The sequence below is a fragment of the Serratia liquefaciens ATCC 27592 genome (assembly GCF_000422085.1).
Classification (GTDB): domain Bacteria; phylum Pseudomonadota; class Gammaproteobacteria; order Enterobacterales; family Enterobacteriaceae; genus Serratia; species Serratia liquefaciens.
On record NC_021741.1, the window covers coordinates 1,271,870 to 1,292,508 of the forward strand.

Below are 20,639 nucleotides of genomic sequence, written 5' to 3' on the forward strand. Positions count from 1 at the left end.
ACTGACGACACTTTTTTCATTTTTGGAGACGCCGTGATGGCCGATCGCATTCACTGGACAGTGGGTCTCGCCCAGACCCTGTTTGATAAACCCCTGCTTGAGTTATTGTTTGAAGCCCAGACGGTTCACCGCCAGCATTTTGATCCGCGTCAGGTGCAGGTGAGCACGCTGTTATCAATCAAAACCGGCGCCTGTCCCGAAGACTGCAAGTACTGTCCGCAGAGTTCCCGCTACAAAACCGGCCTGGAGTCGGAGCGGTTGATGCAGGTGGAACAGGTGCTGGAATCGGCGCGCAAGGCCAAGGCCAACGGTTCGACCCGCTTCTGTATGGGCGCGGCATGGAAAAACCCGCACGAGCGCGATATGCCTTACCTGCAGCAGATGGTGCAAGGCGTGAAGGCCATGGGGATGGAAACCTGCATGACCCTGGGCACGCTGGATGGCTCACAGGCGGAACGCCTGGCCGAAGCCGGGCTGGATTATTACAACCACAACCTGGATACCTCGCCGGAATTCTACGGCAATATCATCACCACCCGTAGCTATCAGGAACGCCTGGATACGTTGGGCAAGGTGCGTGGTGCGGGTATCAAAGTCTGCTCTGGCGGCATCGTTGGGCTGGGAGAAACGGTGCGTGACCGCGCAGGGCTGCTGGTACAGTTGGCCAATCTGCCCACGCCGCCGGAGAGTGTGCCGATCAACATGCTGGTGAAGGTTAAGGGGACGCCGCTGGCGGACAACGACGACGTCGATCCTTTTGATTTCATTCGCACTATCGCAGTGGCACGCATCATGATGCCGTCTTCTTACGTGCGTCTTTCAGCCGGTCGCGAGCAGATGAACGAACAAACCCAGGCGATGTGCTTTATGGCCGGTGCCAACTCCATCTTCTACGGCTGCAAGCTGCTGACCACGCCAAACCCGGAAGAGGACAAGGATCTGCAATTGTTCCGCAAGCTGGGCCTCAACCCGCAGCAGACCGAAACCGAGCACGGCGACAACCAGCAACAAGAAGTGCTGGCTGCGCGCCTGATGCAGGCCGATACCGCTGAGTTTTACAACGCGGCGCTGTAATGAGCTGGCAACAACGTATTGAACAGGCGCTGGAGGAGCGGCAACAGAGTGCCGCTTACCGCCACCGTTTGGTGAATCAGGGCGGCAATGGCCGCCATCTTCAGCTTAACGACCAACGCTACCTGAATTTTTCCGGCAATGACTATCTGGGCCTGAGCCAGAATGCGCAGGTGATCGCTGCCTGGCAGCAGGGCGCGCAGCAATATGGCGTGGGGGCCGGCGGTTCCGGCCACGTCACCGGTTTTTGTACTGCGCATCAGGCGCTGGAACAACAATTGGCGCAGTGGTTGGGTTATCCGCGCGCGCTGCTGTTTATCTCTGGCTATGCCGCCAATCAGGCGCTGCTGGCGGCGCTGATGCAGGAAGAGGATCGCATTCTGGCCGATCGGCTTAGCCACGCCTCGCTGCTGGAGGCGGCAGTTCACTCACCGGCTCAGCTGCGACGCTTTCGCCATAACCAACCGCAGGCGTTGGCCGATTTGCTGGCAAAACCCTGCGGCGGCCAGACGTTGGCGGTCACCGAAGGGGTATTCAGCATGGACGGCGACAGTGCCCCTTTGGCAGAGCTGCATCGTTTGACCCGCGACGCAGGCGCCTGGCTGATGGTTGACGACGCACATGGCATTGGCGTTCAGGGTGAGCAGGGGCGCGGCAGTTGCTGGCAGCAGGGCGTACGGCCCGAGTTGTTGGTGGTCACTTTCGGCAAAGCCTTTGGCCTCAGTGGCGCTGCGGTCCTGTGCGATGAATCTACGGCCGAATACCTGTTGCAGTTTGCCCGCCATCTGATTTACAGCACGGCGATGCCGCCGGCACAGGCCTGTGCGCTGCAGGCAGCGTTGCATTGTATCCAGCAGGGTGACGAATTACGCACGCGGTTGAATACGAATATTCAGCGATTTCGCCAGGGGGCGGCCCAGTTGTCGCTGACGCTGACGGAGTCTCTAACCGCCATTCAGCCGTTGCTGGTGGGGGATAATCAGCGAGCGCTTGATTTGGCGCAGCACCTGCGGGGGCAAGGCCTGTGGGTGAGTGCGATCCGCCCGCCAACGGTACCGCCGGGCGGTGCGCGTTTGCGTATTACCCTGACGGCGGCGCATCAGCCACAGGATATCGATCGTCTGCTGGAGGTATTGCATGACGTCAGCGTTTGAACAGGTTAACAAGCAAGCGGTCGCCTCGGCCTTTAGCCGTGCGGCCGTGGGTTATGACGCGGCAGCGGTATTGCAGCGTGATGTGGGTGAGCGCTTACTGGGGATGGGGCAGGAGCACCAGGGCGAGCAACTGCTCGATGCCGGCTGTGGCACCGGTTATTTCAGCCGCCGCTGGCGTGAACTGGGCAAGCAGGTGACGGCGCTCGATTTGGCACCGGGCATGCTGGCCTTTGCCCGCCAGCAGCAGGCAGCGGATCATTATCTGCTGGGCGACATCGAAAATGTTCCCTTAGCCGATGCTGCCGTGGATATCAGTTTCAGCAGCCTGGTGGTGCAATGGTGCAGCGATCTGCCGAGGGCGTTGGCAGAGTTGTACCGCGTTACCAGCCCGGGCGGCGTGATTTTATTTTCCACCCTGGCTGAAGGTTCGCTGCATGAATTGGGTGACGCCTGGCAGCAGGTGGACGGTGAGCGCCATGTTAATGATTTTCTGCCGTTGGCGCAGATTGAGGCGGCCTGTGCGGGTTATCGCCATCACCTGCAGGTGGAATGGCAAACCCTGAATTACCCGGACGTAATGGCGTTGATGCGATCCCTCAAGGGGATAGGTGCGACCCATTTGCATCAGGGACGAGAGGCTGGGTTACTGTCCCGACAGCGCCTCGCCGCCTTGCAGGCAGCCTATCCCTGCCGTCGTGGACAATTTCCGCTCAGCTATCATCTGGTTTATGGAGTGATTTATCGTGATTAAGCGTTGGTTTGTCACCGGCACCGACACCGAAGTGGGCAAAACCGTGGCCAGTAGCGCCTTGCTGCAGGCAGCCAATTTGGCGGGTTACCGCACGGCCGGCTACAAACCGGTAGCTTCAGGCAGCGAGATGACCACGGAAGGGCTACGTAACGGCGATGCGTTGGCATTGCAGGCCAATAGTTCGGTGGCGCTAAGCTATGGAGAAGTAAACCCTTATGTGTTTGCAGAACCGACCTCGCCGCACATTGTCAGCGCCGACGAAGGGCGGCCGATCGAACTGGCTCAGCTTTCCGCCGGGTTACGTCATCTGGAGCAGCGGGCCGAGTGGCTGTTGGTCGAAGGTGCCGGGGGTTGGTTTACGCCGCTTAGTGAGCAACATACCTTTGCCGACTGGGTGCAGCAGGAACAACTGCCGGTCATTTTGGTGGTGGGAATACGGCTGGGCTGCATCAACCATGCCGTGCTGACCGCACAGGCTATCCGGCAGGCGGGATTGCCGCTGGTCGGTTGGATCGCCAATGACGTCTGCGCACCGGGTCGTCGCCATCAGGAATATATGGCCACGCTGCGCCGCATGTTACCGGCCCCGCTGCTGGGGGAGATCCCCCATCTGCCCGAAGCCGAACGGCAGGCGCTGGGGCAGTATCTGGATTTGAGCGTTTTATAAAGGGACTGGGGGAAATTTCTCCCCCCATATCCTGTTCGTCACACCGCCAGATAGGCATTGATCAAGTCCTCATCCAACTGTTCCAGCGTACCATCCGCCACGCTGCGGCCCTTATCCATCAGGCAAAAGCGATCTGCCACGCGGCGGACAAAGGGCAGTTTGTGCTCCACCAGCAGGATAGTCATGCCCAGTTCCCGGTTAAGTTTGCGGATCACGTTGCCGATATCGGCGGCGATAGACGGTTGAACACCGCTGGTGGGTTCGTCGAGGATCAGCAGCTCTGGTTCCAGTACCAGTGCGCGGCCAATCGCCAGCTGCTGCTGTTCACCGTCGCCCAAATCGCCGGCCCGACGTCCGCGCATCTCCCGAAGGTTGGGGAACAGGTTATAAATCAACGGCGGGATGCGGCGGGATTTATCGCGTCCGGCCATCAGCGCCACCTGCAGGTTTTCCTCAACGCTGAGTTGCGAAAATATCTGTCGCCCCTGGGGAACGTAGCTGATCCCCAGCTCCGTTCGGGTTTCTACCGGCTGCTGCAGCAGATTTTGCGGGGGTTCGTCTGCCAACTGCCAGGTCATGCTGCCGCTGACTACCGGCAAATGGCCCATAATGCAATTGACCAGCGTAGTTTTGCCCACGCCGTTACGACCGATAAGTACCGTGCATTGGCCACGCGGCAGTTCCAGATTGATATCCCACAGGGTATGGTTTTGCCCATAAAACTGATTCACTGACCTTAAACTTAACATCCGGCATTCTCCTCAAAGACCTGTCTTCCACTCGTGGTTGTACGCCCATAGTGGGCGTCGGCGTAACGCGGCGTTAACAGGCCGCGCCGATTTCACCTGCCGGAACCGCAGGGCGGCCGGTGCAGGGAAGGGGGACGAACCCCTTCTTCCTCGCTTAATCCACTCCCTACTGCGATTTCCGCCTTAGCGGTTTCTTTCCCGAGTGTTTCAATGTCTGGAACAAAATGCTGATCTGCTACCTTCAACGAGGTAGTTAAGTTTTGACTTAAGCGAGCAATACATAGGTGAAAATGGCACCTAAAGGCCATTCGTCAGCGCTCTCTCATGTTTATGTCGCCAATGTCAGTTGATTCGCATTGGCGTGACGCTAAACCCCGAGCAGCTCATTCTGCCGTTTCGGGGCGTAGATTTCCCCGAGCCCACTTTCGCCGTTAAAGGGTAATGCAACCCTTGGGCCAACTTTTTGAACGCTGTAAATCAGAGATTGTTATTGCCTTGTTAACGGCCTGGCGTGCCTACAGCGGCCCAGGCAGCCCTGGTGAAAATAGGGTCGAAAGTTAACGCGGACAATTTTTGCACTCTTCCAGTGCTGCCAGGAATAGTTATGGTGCAAACTATTTCGCCTGTCGCTGCAAGATGCAGCAGTTGAGGGTAACAATGGGATAAATCTGTTTTTGGCAATGGGGATTTTTAGCATTAATCGGCATAAACAAAGCGATATTTTTGTGAAAAAATAACTAAAAAAGCCATCTTGGCGAGAAGAAACGCCAAAAAGCGTTCTTTCTGCAACTCCCGCCGGGGGCGGGGCGGTGAGAGTTATCCACTATTCCTGTGGATAACCTTGTGCATTAGATTTAGAAAACCGGTTTAAAGCGAGAGCGGACGCGGGTTCTGTTCGCTTTGTCCGCAATCTCGTCTCTTTTATAAATTCATTATTTATCAATAAATTAACTAAAATCAAGCGGCCTCTGTATTGATGAAGTGTCTATGTATGATTTTTGGCCGTAGTGCTATCAATAAGTTAATTCGTGACGGATTTTGGGGATAAAACTGTTATTGACAATAAAAATGTCACGCCGCTGTAACCCTGGCGGTGCATGCAGCCCGGTTTGACGCACGCCAAAGCAACGAACCGCTTGAAGCTGGTTTTATATCCAGTATCATAGGCACTGGCGAAAATCGCCGGGGCTTTCCATAATTAGAGGCCATTCACCGAGCAACAGCTCCATGGCCGCCTGAGCGCGCGCATCTCCACAGGGTAGCCGAGTCAATGAGTAAAACGTTCAAACTGCATTCCGAATTCAAGCCGGCCGGCGACCAGCCGGAAGCCATCCGTAAGCTGGAAGAGGGCCTTGAAGACGGCCTGGCTCACCAAACGCTGCTGGGCGTAACCGGCTCGGGCAAGACATTCACCGTCGCTAATGTGATCGCCGATCTCAACCGGCCCACCATGGTGCTGGCGCCTAATAAAACTTTGGCGGCGCAGCTGTATGGTGAGATGAAAGAGTTCTTTCCCGAGAATGCGGTCGAGTATTTCGTTTCTTACTACGACTACTATCAGCCGGAGGCCTACGTCCCCAGCTCCGACACCTTTATCGAAAAAGACGCCTCGGTGAATGAACACATCGAGCAGATGCGCCTTTCCGCGACGAAAGCGCTGTTGGAACGTCGCGATGTGATCGTGGTGGCGTCGGTATCGGCGATCTACGGCTTGGGCGATCCGGATTTGTACCTGAAGATGATGCTGCACCTGACCAAAGGCATGATCATCGATCAGCGGGCGATCCTGCGCCGTTTGGCGGAGCTGCAATATAGCCGCAACGATCAGGCTTTCCAGCGCGCGACGTTCCGCGTGCGGGGTGAAGTGATTGACGTCTTCCCGGCCGAATCGGATGAATTGGCGCTGCGCATCGAGCTGTTTGACGAAGAGGTCGAACGGCTTTCGCTGTTTGATCCCCTGACCGGCCAGATCGAACAAGAAGTGCAGCGCTTTACCATTTACCCCAAATCGCACTATGTGACGCCGCGTGAGCGGATCCTGCAGGCGATGGAAGAGATCAAGGTGGATCTGGCCGAGCGGCGCAAGGTGCTGTTGGCCAATAACAAGCTGCTGGAAGAACAGCGTCTGACGCAGCGCACCCAGTTTGATCTGGAGATGATGAACGAACTGGGCTACTGCTCCGGCATTGAAAACTATTCGCGCTACCTGTCCGGACGCGGCGAGGGTGAGCCACCGCCAACGCTGTTCGACTATTTGCCGGCAGATGGTCTGCTGGTGGTTGACGAGTCCCACGTGACCATTCCGCAAATCGGCGGTATGTACAAAGGCGACCGTTCACGCAAGGAAACGCTGGTGGAATACGGTTTCCGCCTGCCGTCGGCGCTGGATAACCGCCCGCTGCGCTTTGAAGAGTTCGAAGCGCTGGCGCCACAGACTATCTATGTGTCTGCTACGCCGGGCAAATACGAGCTGGAAAAATCCGGTGGTGACATTATCGATCAGGTGGTGCGCCCAACCGGGCTGCTGGATCCGCAAATCGAAGTGCGGCCGGTGACCACCCAGGTGGACGATCTGCTTTCCGAAATCCGCAAGCGGGTGGCGATCAACGAGCGTGTGCTGGTTACCACGCTGACCAAACGCATGGCGGAAGATCTGACCGAATACCTGGAAGAGCATGGCGAGCGGGTGCGCTACCTGCACTCGGACATCGATACCGTGGAACGGGTCGAAATCATTCGTGACCTGCGCCTGGGCGAGTTTGACGTGCTGGTGGGTATCAACCTGTTGCGTGAAGGGCTGGACATGCCAGAGGTGTCGCTGGTGGCGATTTTGGATGCCGATAAAGAGGGCTTCCTGCGTTCCGAACGTTCATTGATCCAGACCATTGGGCGTGCGGCGCGTAACCTCAACGGTAAAGCTATCCTCTACGGTGACAAAATTACCGACTCGATGGCCAGAGCGATCGGCGAGACCGAGCGTCGCCGTGCCAAACAGCAGGCGTTCAACGAAGAAAACGGCATTGTACCGCAGGGCTTGAACAAGAAAATTTCTGATATTTTGCAGTTGGGCAAACCCAGTACCCGCAGCAAAGGCAAAGGGAAGGGGAAAGCTGCGGAAAACGCCGCCCAGTACCAAAATCTTACGCCAAAAGCGCTGGATCAGAAGATTCGCGAGTTGGAAGCGCAGATGTATACCCACGCGCAAAACCTGGAGTTCGAGCAGGCGGCGGGCTTGCGTGACGAAATCCACCAGCTGCGCGAGCAGTTTATTGCCATTTCATAACCCATTGGCGCGCTGCAGACCGCGGCGCCGCCAAAACATAAAATCCTTGTCGCCTCCGCCAAAGCTGATTATGGTGTGCGGCCATTTGACTACTGCGAGCCACCGACCATGACCCAACACCAGTCCAAAGACCCGATGCACGGCATCACTCTGGAACAGCTTCTGAATAAACTGGTGGAAAACTACGGTTGGTCAGGGCTGGCTGAACGCATTCGCATCAACTGCTTCAGCAGCGATCCCAGCATCAAGTCCAGCCTGAAATTTCTGCGTCGCACGCCGTGGGCGCGCAAACAGGTGGAAGATCTTTATCTCGACATGGTTGAGCAGGCCGCCAGTGATAACCCGTGGCTACGTGGCGGCAAATAAACGCTTAGGCGCGGGCACCTAACTCGATCAACGCTTGATCCAGCGCCTGGCGCAGCAACTGACGATCGTGGCGGTAAGGAATATCCTGCGCTTCCAGCGGCTGTTTGATCACCACCCGATCTTGCACTTCACGGGTATCCGCCGTTGGCCCGACAATGACGGCATCAATCATCTGGCGGCCAATTTTCGCCTCCATCAATTCCAGCTTGTTCTTCAGCGTCAAGGCTGCCGCCGCGACGCTTAATTCGCGTCCGAGGTTGTCGATATAAATCATATTGGCGCTACTGCGACGCAGAGCCTGCGTAAGGTCATCGAGCAACAGCAGAGGCATCAGGCTGGTCAGAAAACTGCCCGGTCCTATCAGGATCACGTCGGCCTGCGCGATAGCATCCAGCGCCTCGCGCGTTGCGTTGACGTGAGGTGACAGCATCAGCTCCTGTGGCATGTCGGTCAGTTGATCGACATTCACCTCGCCGTAAACGTGGTTGCCTTCATGATCGTGCGCCATCAGGTCCACCGGCTGTTCGGACATCGGGATCAGCGCCGCGTCCACCTTCAGCAGGCTGCGCACCAGGTTGATCGCTTCCAATGGGCGTACGCTCAGGTGATCCAGGGCTTTCAACATCAGATTGCCGAGGTTGTGCCCAGACAGTTCGCCATTGCCGCTGAAGCGGTATTCGAACATCGCGGAAGCCACGCTCGGTTCGGTGATCAACTGATTCAGGCAGTTACGGGTATCGCCCCAGGCAATGCCCCCTTCCGAACGGCGAATACGGCCGGTAGAACCGCCGTTATCGGTGGTGGTGACAATACCGGTTAAACGGGAGCCTAAAGACGACAGGGAAGACATCACGCGACCAAGACCATGACCGCCGCCTAATGCCACTACCCGATCGAGATCGGCCAGGGTTCGATTACGCATAAATTTCCTTACAAGGGGGCTTAACTGCCCGCATAAAGTAGCGGATTTGGCGTAAAAACGCGAAAAAGAGTGTGGTTTGCGTGATTCCGGTCAATTCGTCTCCCTAAAGGCTGTTTATCATGGTTTACCAGATTAGGAATCGCCTAAAATCGCTGTATACACAATTATATAGCGAAATTGCGCGTTGGCTATCGCGTTTGTTTAGCGCTAGAATTCCGATGAAAACCACGGTTTCGTTCCGGCTACTCCGACTGCGGGAACTGAGACCAAAACTCCTAGCCTCTGGGCCTACGTTGTTCCTGCGAACAATATGGCACTTGGGCCGTGGCGAAGTCAGCCACCAGGGTGCAGAGCGGAAACGTTCGCATCTCCCGACTTTGGAAGGTGTTATGGTGCCGCAACTCATTGATGCTTATGAGCGCAAGTTCTATTACTTGCGCCTGTCGATCACCGACGTGTGCAACTTTCGTTGCACCTACTGCTTGCCGGACGGCTACCGCCCGAACGGCAGCCCGAAAACATTCTTGTCGCTTGATGAGATCCGACGCGTCAGTCGCGCATTCGCCGAACTGGGCACCGAAAAAGTGCGCCTGACCGGCGGAGAGCCTTCTCTGCGCCGCGATTTCACCGAGATCATCGCTGCCGTGCGTGAAAACCCGGCCATCCGCCAGCTCGCCGTGACCACCAACGGTTATCGTATGGCGCGCGACGTCGCCGGCTGGCGTGATGCCGGCCTGACGGCGGTCAACGTCAGCGTCGACAGCCTGGATCCCCGCCAATTTCATGCCATTACCGGGCAGGACAAGTTCCGCCAGGTGATGGACGGCATCGACGCCGCCTTTACCGCCGGTTTCAGCAAGGTGAAGGTCAACGCGGTGCTGATGCGTGACGTTAACCACCAACAGCTGGGCGCCTTCCTTAACTGGATCAAAGACCGCCCGATTCAACTGCGCTTTATCGAACTGATGGAAACCGGCGAGGGGGGCGATCTGTTTCGCAAGCACCACGTTTCCGGTGAAGTGATCCGTTTGCAGCTGGAACAGCAGGGCTGGCAGCGTCAGCCGCGCGGCCGCAGCGACGGCCCGGCGCAGGTGTTCAGCCATCCGGATTATCAGGGTGAAGTGGGCTTGATCATGCCGTATGAAAAAGACTTCTGCGCCAGCTGCAACCGGCTGCGTGTTTCCGCTATCGGCAATTTACACCTGTGTCTGTTCGGCGAGCAGGGCATTGGTCTGCGCGATCTGCTGACGAATGATCAGCAGCTTGATGAACTGAAGGACCGCATCCAGGGCGGGCTGCTGAGTAAGAAACAGACTCACTTCCTGCATCAGGGTAACAGTGGCATAACGCAGAACCTGTCGTTTATCGGCGGCTGATCCCCGGCATCTTTCAAGCCGCAGCGTTGTTGGCTGCGGGCGCTCACCCCAGTCACTTACCTGAGTAAGCTCCTGGGGATTTACGGCCTTGCCGCCTAGCTGCAACTTGAAATCTATTGGGTATCCTATGAATAGGAGCAAAGTGAACAATGAGTCATGCCAACAGTGAATTCATTCCGGTACATATCGCTATTTTGACCGTTTCGGACAGCCGTGGCGAAGCGGAAGACACCTCGGGCCAGTACCTGCAAGAAGCGGCGCTTGAAGCCGGACATCGGGTAGTGGATCGCGCTATCGTCAAAGACGACAAATACCTGATCCGCGCACGCGTTTCCACGTGGATTGCAGACGAAACGGTACAGGCCGTGCTGATCACCGGGGGCACCGGCTTTACCGCCAGAGACTACACCCCGGAAGCGCTGCTGCCGCTGTTCGATCGCGAAGTGGAAGGGTTCGGCGAACTGTTCCGCATGGTGTCTTACGAAGAGATTGGCACCGCCACTGTCCAGTCGCGCGCGCTGGCCGGTATGGCCAACCAGACGGTCATTTTTGCCATGCCGGGGTCAACCCGCGCCTGTCGCACCGCCTGGGAACGCATTATTGAAGAGCAGTTGGACGCGCGTCATCGCCCGTGCAACTTTCTGCCACATCTGAAGAAATAAAAATTATGACGCAGCTAACCCACATTAACGCCGCGGGCGAAGCCCATATGGTTGACGTTTCAGCCAAAGCAGAAACGGTGCGCGAGGCGCGCGCCGAAGCTTTCGTAGAGATGTTGCCGACCACGCTGGCGATGATTATCGAGGGCAGCCACCACAAGGGCGACGTGTTCGCCACGGCGCGCATCGCCGGTATTCAGGCGGCGAAACGCACCTGGGAGCTGATCCCTCTGTGCCATCCGCTGATGCTGAGCAAGGTCGAAGTGCAGTTGGAGGCCCAACCGGAACACAGCCGTGTGCGGATTGAAACCTGTTGCCGACTGGCCGGTAAGACCGGTGTTGAAATGGAAGCGTTAACTGCGGCTTCAGTGGCCGCGTTGACCATTTACGACATGTGTAAAGCGGTACAGAAAGACATGGTGATCGGCCCGGTGCGGCTGCTGGCGAAAAGCGGCGGCAAATCCGGTGATTTTAAGGTGGAACTATGATTAATATTCTTTTTTTTGCTCAGGTACGCGAACTGGTTGGCACCGGCGATTTATCGATGCCGGCAGATTACCCGACGGTTGAAGCGCTACGTAAGGCGCTGTGCGAACGTGGCGACCGTTGGGCATTGGCGCTGGAGTCCGGCAAGCTGTTGACCGCAGTGAACCAGTCGCTGGTGGCGGCCGAACATCCGCTGCGCGCCGGCGATGAAGTCGCTTTCTTTCCACCGGTAACCGGAGGTTAAGAGTGGAAAATACCCGTATCCGCGTGGGGGAAGCGCCGTTCAGCGTCGGCGACGAATACCAGTGGTTGGCGCAGTGCGACGATGATGGCGCCGTGGTCACCTTTACCGGCAAGGTACGCAATCATAATCTGGGCGATGACGTCAGTGCGCTGACGCTGGAGCACTACCCTGGCATGACCGAAAAAGCGCTGGCCGAGATCCTGGACGAAGCCCGTAGCCGTTGGCCCTTGCAGCGCGCGACGGTGATCCATCGCGTGGGCGAGCTGTTTCCTGGTGATGAGATTGTCTTCGTTGGCGTGACCAGTGCGCACCGCAGTATGGCGTTCGAGGCTGCCGAGTTCATTATGGATTACCTGAAAACCCGGGCGCCCTTCTGGAAACGCGAAGCCGTCGGGCAGGGAGACCGTTGGGTCGATGCGCGCGACAGCGATCGCCAGGCAGCGGAACGCTGGCATAACGCAGATAAATAACCGTTAAACAGCGGAAACAAATCAATACCTTTGCCGCTTTGCCATCGGGTTTTATGTGGTACGCTTATAGCAGGCCGAGCCCCATAAATGGGGGTCGAAATCTTGTTTCATACGCAAAAGGTAACCGTCATGGACCGATATCCACGCTCTAATGGTTCAATCGTCGAACGTGCCAACAGCGGCATTCAGGCTTATATGGCGCAGGTTTATGGCTGGATGACCTGCGGTATGCTGTTGACGGCGTTTGTTTCCTGGTACGCGGCCAACACGCCTGCGATCCTTAACTTTATCTTCTCCAGCCAGATCACCTTCTTTGGCCTGATCATCGCGCAGTTGGGGCTGGTGTTCGTTATTTCCGGCATGGTCAATCGTCTTAGTGGCACGGTCGCCACCTCGCTGTTTATGCTCTATTCGGCGCTGACCGGGCTGACGCTTTCCAGCATTTTCATCGCTTACACCTACAGCTCGATCGCCAGCACCTTCGTGGTGACCGCCGGCATGTTCGGTGCGATGAGCCTGTACGGCTACACCACCAAGCGCGACCTGAGCGGTTTCGGCAGCATGCTGTTTATGGCGCTGATCGGGATTGTGCTGGCTTCGCTGGTCAATATCTGGCTGAAAAGCACGGCGTTGATGTGGGCAATTACCTATATCGGCGTGGTGGTGTTTGTTGGCCTGACGGCGTACGACACCCAGAAACTGAAGGCCATGGGCGAGCAACTGAATGCCGATGATAAAGACAGCTTCCGCAAATACGCCATTGTTGGCGCGTTGACGCTGTATCTCGATTTCATCAACCTGTTCCTGATGTTACTGCGCATTTTCGGCAACCGCCGTTAAATCCGTCGTCTTTCAAGCTGCAGCGTTGTTGACTGCGCTCGCCTACCCCAGTTACTTACTTAAGTAAGTAACTGGGGATACACGAGTTGGTCGCCTAGCCGCAGCATGAAATCCATAGGATTTACAGCGAATAGAAAGACTCTGCGATCTCGATCGCAGAGTCTTTTTTTATGCAATTTTACGGCGGAACATGGCATAGGCGGCGCTGCCGGTGGTGGCGGTAATGGCCAACAGCGGCCACAGGCTGTGCCAGATGATGCTGAAACTGGCGTCTTTCAAATAGATCTGTTTGGTGATGTCGGTGAAGTGGCGGATGGGGTTTACCCAGGTGAGGTTTTGCAGCCACACCGGCATATTCTCCACCGGTGAAACATAACCGGAGAGCAGGATGGCCGGCATCATAAACACGAACACGCCGATAAACGCCTGTTGCTGGGTGGCGCACAGCGACGAAATCAGCAGGCCGAACCCCACCAGCGACAGCCCGTAAATCAACATGGTGCCGTAGAACAACAGCAGCGACCCGGCGAACGGGATCTGATAGATAAAGATGCCGATCAGCAACACTATGCTGGCCTGGAAGGTGGCGACGATCAGCGCCGGCACCGCTTTGCCGATAAAAATCTGCCAGGTGGTTAACGGCGACACCAGCAGTTGCTCCAGCGTGCCCTGTTCACGTTCGCGCGCCACCGACAGCGAAGTCACTATCAGCACGCCAATGGTGGTGATCATGGCGATCAGCGACGGCACCACAAACCACTTGTAGTCCAAATTCGGGTTATACCAGTTGCGCACCACCAGTTCGCTGTTGTTAGGCTTGGCACGGTTGCCGATCAGCTCATTTTGGTAGTCCTGCACAATCTGCTGCACGTAGTTGGCGGCGATCTGTGCGCTGTTGGAGTTACGCCCATCGAGCAACAACTGCAGCGGGGCCGTATTGCCGCTGGCGATATCCCGTGAAAATTGTGCCGGGAAACGGATCAGCAGCAGCGCTTTTTGGTTATCGATAACGCTTTGTATCTCTTGCGGGCTGCGCAATAGCAGCACGTGGGAGAAGGCCTTGGCCTTGGCAAAGCGCTGGGTCAGCTCGACCGAGGCATGGCCGCTGTCTTCGCTGTACACCGCAATGGTGGCATTGGTCACTTCCAGCGTGGCGGCGAAGGGAAACAGCAGCACCTGCAGAATAACCGGCAAAATCAGAATGGCGCGGGTCTGCGGGTCGCGCAGCAGCGATTGCATTTCCTTAATGATTAACGTCCAGAGACGGTGAAACATCTTCTTTCCCCTTAATCCAGCCGCCGCTGGGTTTTCCAGGCCGTCAGGCCGATAAATACCACCGCAGAAGCGATCAGGAACAGCAGGTTAATCATCAATACCGTGCCGACGTTGCCCGCCAGGAATAGCGTTTGCAGCGTGCTGACGAAGTAACGCGCCGGAATGATGTAAGTGATGGCGCGTACGATGGCCGGCATGCTGTCGATCTGGAAGATAAAGCCGGACAGCATAATCGACGGCAGAAAGGCGGCGTTCAGCGCCACCATCGCCGCGTTGAACTGGTTGCGGGTAATGGTGGAAATCAGCAGCCCCATGCCGAGCGTACTGGCGAGGAACAGGCTGCTGATGACGAACAGGATCAGCAGAGAGCCGCGATAGGGCACCCCGAGCACCCACACCGAAACCACCATGCACAGCACCATGGCGATCATGCCGAGGAAGTAGTATGGCACCAACTTCGACAGCAGCAGTTCGGTTCGCGTCACCTGAGTGGAAAGCAGCGCTTCCATGGTGCCGCGCTCCCATTCGCGGGCGATCACCAACGAGGTGAGGATAGCGCCGATGACCGTCATGATAATGGTGATGGCGCCGGGAATGATGTAATGCCGGCTGATGGCCGCCGGGTTAAACCAGTAGCGCATTTGCACGTCGATCAGCGGTTTTTCTTCGCGCCCGCTGTCGGTGGCGCGCTGCTGTTGCCAGATTTGCCACACTCCCTGGGTATAGCCCTGAACGAAGTTGGCGGTATTGGGTTCACTGCCGTCGGTAATGATTTGCAAGGGGGCGCTGTCGTGCGGCCGTGCCATGCGTTGGGCAAAATCATTGGGGATCACCACCAGCCCGCGGATGCGCCCGGCTTGCATCAGCTGGATCAACTGCTGGCGATTGTCGCTGATGGTGGGCTCGATATAGGGCGAACCGGTAAAAGCGTTAGCCAGATCGCGTGCCTCTTCGCTTTGTTGTTCCATCAAAATCCCCAGCCGCAGCTTGCTGGAATCCAGGTTGATGCCGTAGCCAAAAATAAACAGCAGCATCAGCGGAATGACGAAGGCGATCAGCCCGCTGCTCGGATCGCGCATAATTTGCCGCGTCTCTTTCAGGCACAGCGCGCGCAGCCGCCGCCAGGAGAAACCGCTGTCGTCGGTGCTGGCCGTTTCGCTATTCATGCTTTTTCCTCCTGATCATAACCCTGCACCAGTTCGATAAATGCCTGCTCCATCGAAGGGTTGGGGTTCTCGCTGCTGGCCACCTGATGCTTGAGATCGTCCGGGGTCCCGGCGGCGATGATTTTGCCGCGATACACCAGCCCGATGCGGTCGCAATATTCCGCCTCGTCCATAAAGTGGGTGGTGACCATGACGGTGACGCCCTTGTCTACCATACCGTTGATATGCAGCCAGAATTCACGCCGGGTGAGGGGATCGACACCGGAGGTGGGTTCGTCGAGAAACAGAATATCCGGTTCGTGCATCAGCGCGCAGGCCAACGCCAGCCGTTGTTTGAAGCCAAGCGGCAGGGAATCTGGCGTCTGGTTAATGATGGGGTCGAAGTTGAAGGCGCGGGACATCTCACTGATTTTTTCGCGCTGCGCCTTGCCGCTCAGGCCATACACGCCGGAGAAAAATTTCAGGTTTTGCGCCACCGTCAGGTTGCCGTACAGCGAGAATTTTTGCGCCATGTAGCCCAAATGCTGGCGCGCCTTGCCCGAGCTGGTTTTCAGGTCCATTCCCAGCACCAACGCCTTGCCTTCGGTTGGCACCAGCAGCCCGCACATCATTTTGAAAGTGGTGGACTTACCGGCCCCGTTGGGGCCCAGCAGGCCAAAAATCTCGCCGCGCTGCACTTTAAAATCCACGTGGTCGGTGGCGGCAAAGTCACCGAATTTCTTCGTCAGTCCCTGCGCTTCGATCACGGTTTCGGTGCTTTCCCCTTCGACGGTTGGCATGATTTCCGCCAGCGCCGACTTGCTGTTCGGCCCGCCGCCGAGCAAATCGATAAATGCATCCTCAAAGCGCGGTTCCGCTTCGCTCAGTTCGGCGTCCGGCAGATCCAACGCCTGCAACACCTGGCGGTGATCTTCGCCTTCTTTCAGGATCAGGCGCAGATATTTGCCCTGGATCACGCCGTCGGTGACCGCAGGCAGGCAGATCGCGCGTTGCAGCAAGGCACGGTGGCTGCCGGCTGGTGGTGCTATCAACACCGTGCGCCCGGCCATGCGCTGGGTGAGATCTTTAGGTGCGCCGCTGAACAACAGTTCCCCTTCATTGAGCAACAGCACTTCACGGCATTGTTCCGCTTCGTCCAGATAGGAAGTGCTCCACAGGATCAGCATGCCGTCGTTGGCCAGCTCATGCACCATGCGCCACAGCTCGCGGCGCGAGATCGGATCGACGCCGACGCCGGGCTCATCGAGCAACAGCACCTGCGGTTGCCCGACCAGCGTACAAGCCAGCCCAAGCTTCTGCTTCATGCCGCCCGACAGTTTGCCCGCCAGCCGGCTGGTGAAGCGGGTGAGATCGGTAAATGTCAGCAGCCGATCAAAAGTCTGTTTACGCAGATCGCCAGTGACGCCGCGCAGATCGGCATACAGCGTCAGGTTCTCCATCACCGTCAGATCTTCGTAAAGGCCAAACTTTTGCGGCATATAACCGAGGATCGCGTGCAACTGGCGATCCTGAGCGATCGGATCCAGCCCGGCGACGCGTAACGTTCCGCTGCTGGGTTTGAGCAAACCGGCCAGCATGCGTAGCAGGGTGGTTTTTCCGGCGCCGTCCGGGCCAACCAGCCCGGTAACCGCGCCGCTGGTCAGCCGGGTGGTCAGGCTGGCGACCGCCGGTTTTTGCAGCGACGGAAAACGTTTCTCCAGCGCTTCCAGCTCAATCACCTGTTCCATCACCGTCCCCTCAAGGTTTGGCAAAGTGAACGGTAACCGGCATCCCCTGGCGCAGCGCGTCATCGGCATCGGTGACGATCACCCGCAAGCGGTACACCAGATCGGTTCGCAGGTCTGGGGTTTCGACGCTTTTCGGCGTGAATTCAGCGGTCGGTGAGACAAAACCGATTTTGCCGTGATAGGGCTTGTCCGGTCGGCTGTCGGTATAAATTTCCAGTTCGGTGCCCGGCGTTGCTTTACCCAGGTTGACTTCATTCACGTAGGCACGTACCCAGACCGGACGGGTCAGCGACAGAGTAAACACCGTGCCGCCGGCATTAAGCATGGTGCCTGGCTCAACGGCCCGAGTCAGTACGGTGCCGGCCGACGGGGAAACCAGAGTGGTGTCGTGTAAATTAAGCTGTGCCTGAGCCAGTGCGGCTTCGCTCTGCGCCAGATTGGCTTTGGCTTCTTCAATCTCCTGCGGCCGGTTGCCTTTCAGGTATTGCGCCAGCTTGTCCTTTGACGCCTGCAGGTTGGCCTGCGCCTGATTGCGTGCGGTACGGGCATCTTCCAGCGCGTCGGCAGAAGTGGCGTTTTTCGCCCACAGCCCTTGCTGACGCTTCAGATAGCTGTCGGCGTAGCTGAACGCGGACAGGCGCTGCGCCATTTCCGAACGCACCTGGGCGATTTCTTCGGTGCGATAACCGGCCAGCAGCAGAGCCAGTTTGGCTTTGGCACTGCCGACGTTAGCCTGCGCCTGCTGCAGGGCGTTGATGTAAGGCGCGTCGTCCAGTTTCCCGAGCAATTGCCCCGGCTGAAGGGCATCGCCTTCATCCACCGTCAGCGACGCCAGCCGCCCATCGACGCGGAAGCCCAAATTCACCGTGCGGATATCCACGTTGCCATACAGCGTCAGCGGTTTGTCCTGCTGCTGCTGGTAATACCAAACCCCGTAAACGGCCGCGGCGATCAGCACAATAGCCGCCACAATGAGGGCACTGCGTTTCTTGTTCATAACACTCCCTGCCTGAATTTACGCGCCATAGCGTTGGCGCAGCCCATTAACCAGAATCTCGATATGTTCAGCCAGAACCTCGCTGATTTGTTCCGCCTCGGCCGCGCCGATCTGCTGCCAGCCGGCCTGACGGCGAACGGTTTCCCGCGCCACGCGAAACGACAGCACTTCGCCGATCAGCGCGTGGGTATGCAGCACGATTTTGGTCGAATTCCCATCCAGGCCGGTGTAGGCCGCCAGCAGGCGACAAAGCTTGTCATGCAGCGGTGCGACCACCTGCTGGTGGATCAGCGGGTAGGCATCGGTGGGGGAAAGCTGCTCGCGCGACATGATTTTGCTCAGGTTCAGCGTCTGCGGTTGCGTCATCAAATCGCTGAACGCCAGCAGGCCGCGCTTCAGGTGGTCGAGGTAGTGCTCCGGCAGGCGTTCGGTGGCCGGCAACTGCCAGAAGCGATCAATCTCGTCGGCCAGGGGGCGAAACGCCTGCTGGATAAAATCGGCAATCCACTGTGCAACGGCCAGATACAGGCCTTCTTTGGAATTGAAGTAGTAGGTGATGGCGGCGATGTTGTGCCCGGCGCGCTGGGCGATATCGCGGGTGGTCGCACCCTGAATGCCATATTCGCCGAACATCTCGATGGCGGCGGCGATCAGCTGCTGTCGCGCCTGCTCACCCCGTGCCCGGCTGGCGGTCTGGTTATTTGGCATTGATGGCACTCGCTAAAGTTAATCAATCATATGATTAACTTTATGCCAGCTTGGGTAAAATGCAACCAGTAGGCATCGTTTATTTAAGGTTATTTTTTCGGACTAGGCTGAATTCCCGGCATATTGTGCTTTGAGCCAGTAAAATTGCGTTTTCTTGTTCGAGTTCTGCTACAATCGCCCGCTTGGTGCACTGCAGTTTGTGCCAATCCCTCGTGGTCATGCTTAATGTCCCGTCTGATAATCCTCCCAGGAAACTGCACCGAACACTGTTAGGTTAGGGGGGATCTGGAGTTTTTCTCTTTATGTCATTTGAAACCCTCGGCTTAAGTGCTGAAATTCTGCGCGCTGTTGAAGAACAGGGCTATCGCGAACCTACGCCAATTCAACGCCAGGCGATTCCTGTCGTATTGGAAGGTCGTGACCTGATGGCCAGCGCCCAGACCGGTACCGGTAAAACCGCTGGCTTTACCCTGCCGCTGTTGCAGCTGCTGAGTAAGCATGACCATCCGGTCAAAGGCCGCCGTCCGGTACGCGCGTTGATCCTGACGCCAACCCGTGAGCTGGCAGCGCAGATCGGCGAAAACGTCGAAGCCTACAGCAAATACCTGCGCCTGCGTTCGCTGGTGGTATTTGGTGGTGTGAGCATCAACCCGCAGATGATGAAACTGCGCGGCGGCGTCGACATTCTGGTGGCAACACCGGGTCGTCTGCTGGATCTGGAACACCAACGCGCCGTTGACCTGTCCAAAGTTGAAATTCTGGTGCTGGACGAAGCCGACCGCATGCTGGATATGGGCTTTATCCATGATATCCGCCGCGTGCTGGCCAAGCTGCCCGCCAAGCGTCAGAACCTGCTGTTCTCTGCGACCTTCTCCGACGATATCAAAGGGCTGGCCAACAAGCTGTTGCACAACCCGGCATCGGTTGAAGTGGCGCGCCGCAATACCGCGTCTGAGCAGATCGAACAAAGCGTGCACTTCGTAGACAAGAAGCGTAAGCGGGAATTGCTGTCCCAGATGATCGGTGAAGGTGACTGGAAGCAGGTGCTGGTGTTCAACCGCACCAAGCACGGTGCTAACCACCTGGCCGAACAGTTGAACAAAGACGGCATTACGGCCGCTGCGATTCACGGCAATAAAAGCCAGGGCGCTCGTACCCGTGCGTTGGCCGATTTTAAAGACGGCAAAATTCGCGTATTGGTTGCTACCGACATCGCGGCGCGTGGTCTGGACATCGACCAGTTGCCACACGTGGTGAACTACGAACTGCCTAACGTACCAGAAGACTACGTACACCGTATCGGTCGTACCGGTCGTGCAGAACGTACCGGTGAGGCTATCTCACTGGTGTGCGTGGATGAACACAAGCTGCTGCGTGATATCGAACGCCTGCTCAAGCGTGAAATCCCACGTATTGCCCTGCCAGGCTACGAGCCGGATCCAAGCATCAAGGCGGAGCCGATCATTAACGGCCGTCAGGGTGGTGGACGTGGTGCGCCGCGCGGCAACGGCGGTGGTCAACGCGCCGGTAACGGTGGCGGCCAGCGCAGTGGCAACGGCGGCCAGCGTGAAAACCGCGGTGGCGGCAGCGCCCGCCCACAGGGTGATGGCAAACCGCGTTCAGGCGCACCTTCGCGTCGTCCGCGTAGCCGTCCGGCCGAGTAAGCTGATACCTGATGATAAAAAAGCCACCGTTTACGGTGGCTTTTTTTTAGGTGAAACCCAGATG

20 protein-coding genes and 1 riboswitch are annotated in these 20,639 nt (G+C 57.3%); of the genes, 13 read left to right on the plus strand and 7 right to left on the minus strand.

Going from position 1 to position 20,639, the window contains the following annotated elements; genetic code table 11:
* Positions 1 to 36: 36 nt before the first annotated feature.
* From bioB to bioD, 4 genes are read left to right on the plus strand one after another with little or no spacing between them, the layout of a single operon-like run.
* Positions 37 to 1,074: a biotin synthase BioB gene (bioB, locus tag M495_RS05900; RefSeq protein ID WP_020825716.1), complete on the plus strand. Its 1,038-nt coding sequence runs from the start codon at positions 37 to 39 to the stop codon at positions 1,072 to 1,074.
* Complete coding sequence (bioF, locus tag M495_RS05905; protein WP_020825717.1) at positions 1,074 to 2,225, plus strand: 8-amino-7-oxononanoate synthase; 1,152 nt, start codon at positions 1,074 to 1,076, stop codon at positions 2,223 to 2,225. The genes bioB and bioF overlap by 1 nt, the downstream gene beginning before the upstream one ends.
* Complete coding sequence (bioC, locus tag M495_RS05910) at positions 2,209 to 2,976, plus strand: malonyl-ACP O-methyltransferase BioC (RefSeq protein ID WP_020825718.1); 768 nt, start codon at positions 2,209 to 2,211, stop codon at positions 2,974 to 2,976. The genes bioF and bioC overlap by 17 nt, the downstream gene beginning before the upstream one ends.
* Positions 2,969 to 3,643 carry a dethiobiotin synthase gene (gene bioD, locus M495_RS05915; RefSeq protein ID WP_020825719.1) on the plus strand — a complete coding sequence of 225 codons (675 nt, stop codon included), beginning with the start codon at positions 2,969 to 2,971 and terminating at the stop codon, positions 3,641 to 3,643. The genes bioC and bioD overlap by 8 nt, the downstream gene beginning before the upstream one ends.
* Positions 3,644 to 3,681: 38 nt before the next feature.
* Here bioD and M495_RS05920 read toward each other — a convergent pair whose 3' ends face one another.
* Positions 3,682 to 4,392, minus strand: a complete 711-nt coding sequence (locus M495_RS05920) for an ATP-binding cassette domain-containing protein (protein ID WP_041414306.1) — start codon at positions 4,390 to 4,392, stop codon at positions 3,682 to 3,684.
* 1,270 nt (positions 4,393 to 5,662) lie between these two features.
* Between M495_RS05920 and uvrB the strand changes: the two genes are divergently transcribed.
* On the plus strand, positions 5,663 to 7,675 hold the full coding sequence (gene uvrB, locus M495_RS05925) for an excinuclease ABC subunit UvrB (protein WP_020825721.1): 2,013 nt from the start codon (positions 5,663 to 5,665) through the stop codon (positions 7,673 to 7,675).
* 108 nt (positions 7,676 to 7,783) lie between these two features.
* On the plus strand, positions 7,784 to 8,041 hold the full coding sequence (locus M495_RS05930) for a VF530 family protein (protein ID WP_020825722.1): 258 nt from the start codon (positions 7,784 to 7,786) through the stop codon (positions 8,039 to 8,041).
* Between the two features lie 4 nt (positions 8,042 to 8,045).
* Here M495_RS05930 and M495_RS05935 read toward each other — a convergent pair whose 3' ends face one another.
* Positions 8,046 to 8,963 (minus strand): gluconeogenesis factor YvcK family protein, encoded by a 918-nt coding sequence (locus tag M495_RS05935; RefSeq protein ID WP_020825723.1) that lies wholly within the window; start codon positions 8,961 to 8,963, stop codon positions 8,046 to 8,048.
* Positions 8,964 to 9,223: 260 nt separating this feature from the next.
* Positions 9,224 to 9,366, plus strand: a riboswitch (molybdenum cofactor riboswitch).
* Between M495_RS05935 and moaA the strand changes: the two genes are divergently transcribed.
* The 6 genes from moaA to M495_RS05965 all read left to right on the plus strand — a co-directional run bounded on the left by moaA (position 9,353) and on the right by M495_RS05965 (position 13,038).
* Positions 9,353 to 10,339, plus strand: a complete 987-nt coding sequence (gene moaA, locus M495_RS05940) for a GTP 3',8-cyclase MoaA (protein ID WP_020825724.1) — start codon at positions 9,353 to 9,355, stop codon at positions 10,337 to 10,339. (Overlaps the previous riboswitch by 14 nt.)
* A 149-nt stretch (positions 10,340 to 10,488) precedes the next feature.
* Positions 10,489 to 11,001, plus strand: coding sequence for a molybdenum cofactor biosynthesis protein B (gene moaB, locus M495_RS05945; RefSeq protein WP_020825725.1), 513 nt, complete (start codon positions 10,489 to 10,491; stop codon positions 10,999 to 11,001).
* Positions 11,002 to 11,006: 5 nt separating this feature from the next.
* Positions 11,007 to 11,486, plus strand: a complete 480-nt coding sequence (gene moaC / locus M495_RS05950; RefSeq protein ID WP_020825726.1) for a cyclic pyranopterin monophosphate synthase MoaC — start codon at positions 11,007 to 11,009, stop codon at positions 11,484 to 11,486.
* Positions 11,483 to 11,728, plus strand: coding sequence for a molybdopterin synthase sulfur carrier subunit (gene moaD, locus M495_RS05955; protein WP_012005757.1), 246 nt, complete (start codon positions 11,483 to 11,485; stop codon positions 11,726 to 11,728). Before moaC ends, moaD begins: the two co-directional genes overlap by 4 nt.
* A 2-nt stretch (positions 11,729 to 11,730) precedes the next feature.
* Positions 11,731 to 12,198, plus strand: a complete 468-nt coding sequence (gene moaE, locus M495_RS05960; RefSeq protein WP_020825727.1) for a molybdopterin synthase catalytic subunit MoaE — start codon at positions 11,731 to 11,733, stop codon at positions 12,196 to 12,198.
* Between the two features lie 129 nt (positions 12,199 to 12,327).
* Entirely contained in the window at positions 12,328 to 13,038 is a 711-nt protein-coding gene (locus M495_RS05965) for a Bax inhibitor-1/YccA family protein (RefSeq protein WP_020825728.1), read from the plus strand.
* 168 nt (positions 13,039 to 13,206) lie between these two features.
* Here M495_RS05965 and M495_RS05970 read toward each other — a convergent pair whose 3' ends face one another.
* Genes M495_RS05970 through cecR form a run of 5 tightly spaced genes read right to left on the minus strand, consistent with a single transcriptional unit; the run spans position 13,207 to position 18,911 of the window.
* Positions 13,207 to 14,313: an ABC transporter permease gene (locus tag M495_RS05970; RefSeq protein WP_020825729.1), complete on the minus strand. Its 1,107-nt coding sequence runs from the start codon at positions 14,311 to 14,313 to the stop codon at positions 13,207 to 13,209.
* Between the two features lie 11 nt (positions 14,314 to 14,324).
* The gene (locus M495_RS05975; protein ID WP_020825730.1) at positions 14,325 to 15,479 is read right to left on the minus strand and encodes an ABC transporter permease; all 1,155 of its coding nucleotides are present in this window, start codon (positions 15,477 to 15,479) and stop codon (positions 14,325 to 14,327) included.
* Positions 15,476 to 17,206, minus strand: a complete 1,731-nt coding sequence (locus M495_RS05980) for an ATP-binding cassette domain-containing protein (RefSeq protein ID WP_020825731.1) — start codon at positions 17,204 to 17,206, stop codon at positions 15,476 to 15,478. The genes M495_RS05975 and M495_RS05980 overlap by 4 nt, the downstream gene beginning before the upstream one ends.
* Before the next feature lie 10 nt (positions 17,207 to 17,216).
* Positions 17,217 to 18,203: a secretion protein HlyD gene (gene hlyD, locus M495_RS05985; protein WP_020825732.1), complete on the minus strand. Its 987-nt coding sequence runs from the start codon at positions 18,201 to 18,203 to the stop codon at positions 17,217 to 17,219.
* Positions 18,204 to 18,221: 18 nt separating this feature from the next.
* Positions 18,222 to 18,911, minus strand: coding sequence for a transcriptional regulator CecR (cecR, locus tag M495_RS05990; protein ID WP_020825733.1), 690 nt, complete (start codon positions 18,909 to 18,911; stop codon positions 18,222 to 18,224).
* A gap of 302 nt (positions 18,912 to 19,213) precedes the next feature.
* On the opposite strand from cecR, the gene rhlE reads away from it, so the two are divergent.
* Positions 19,214 to 20,575, plus strand: a complete 1,362-nt coding sequence (rhlE, locus tag M495_RS05995) for an ATP-dependent RNA helicase RhlE (protein ID WP_020825734.1) — start codon at positions 19,214 to 19,216, stop codon at positions 20,573 to 20,575.
* Positions 20,576 to 20,639 lie beyond the last annotated feature (64 nt).

Bases quoted from the DNA above. Each gene is read 5' to 3' on its own strand.
- bioB (WP_020825716.1), top strand. From the start codon at position 37: ATGGCCGATCGCATTCACTGGACAGTGGGTCTCGCCCAGACCCTGTTT.
- bioF (WP_020825717.1), top strand. From the start codon at position 1,074: ATGAGCTGGCAACAACGTATTGAACAGGCGCTGGAGGAGCGGCAACAG.
- bioC (WP_020825718.1), top strand. From the start codon at position 2,209: ATGACGTCAGCGTTTGAACAGGTTAACAAGCAAGCGGTCGCCTCGGCC.
- M495_RS05920 (WP_041414306.1), bottom strand. From the start codon at position 4,392: ATGTTAAGTTTAAGGTCAGTGAATCAGTTTTATGGGCAAAACCATACC.
- uvrB (WP_020825721.1), top strand. From the start codon at position 5,663: ATGAGTAAAACGTTCAAACTGCATTCCGAATTCAAGCCGGCCGGCGAC.
- M495_RS05930 (WP_020825722.1), top strand. From the start codon at position 7,784: ATGACCCAACACCAGTCCAAAGACCCGATGCACGGCATCACTCTGGAA.
- M495_RS05935 (WP_020825723.1), bottom strand. From the start codon at position 8,963: ATGCGTAATCGAACCCTGGCCGATCTCGATCGGGTAGTGGCATTAGGC.
- moaA (WP_020825724.1), top strand. From the start codon at position 9,353: ATGGTGCCGCAACTCATTGATGCTTATGAGCGCAAGTTCTATTACTTG.
- moaB (WP_020825725.1), top strand. From the start codon at position 10,489: ATGAGTCATGCCAACAGTGAATTCATTCCGGTACATATCGCTATTTTG.
- moaC (WP_020825726.1), top strand. From the start codon at position 11,007: ATGACGCAGCTAACCCACATTAACGCCGCGGGCGAAGCCCATATGGTT.
- moaD (WP_012005757.1), top strand. From the start codon at position 11,483: ATGATTAATATTCTTTTTTTTGCTCAGGTACGCGAACTGGTTGGCACC.
- M495_RS05965 (WP_020825728.1), top strand. From the start codon at position 12,328: ATGGACCGATATCCACGCTCTAATGGTTCAATCGTCGAACGTGCCAAC.
- M495_RS05970 (WP_020825729.1), bottom strand. From the start codon at position 14,313: ATGTTTCACCGTCTCTGGACGTTAATCATTAAGGAAATGCAATCGCTG.
- M495_RS05975 (WP_020825730.1), bottom strand. From the start codon at position 15,479: ATGAATAGCGAAACGGCCAGCACCGACGACAGCGGTTTCTCCTGGCGG.
- M495_RS05980 (WP_020825731.1), bottom strand. From the start codon at position 17,206: ATGGAACAGGTGATTGAGCTGGAAGCGCTGGAGAAACGTTTTCCGTCG.
- hlyD (WP_020825732.1), bottom strand. From the start codon at position 18,203: ATGAACAAGAAACGCAGTGCCCTCATTGTGGCGGCTATTGTGCTGATC.
- cecR (WP_020825733.1), bottom strand. From the start codon at position 18,911: ATGCCAAATAACCAGACCGCCAGCCGGGCACGGGGTGAGCAGGCGCGA.
- rhlE (WP_020825734.1), top strand. From the start codon at position 19,214: ATGTCATTTGAAACCCTCGGCTTAAGTGCTGAAATTCTGCGCGCTGTT.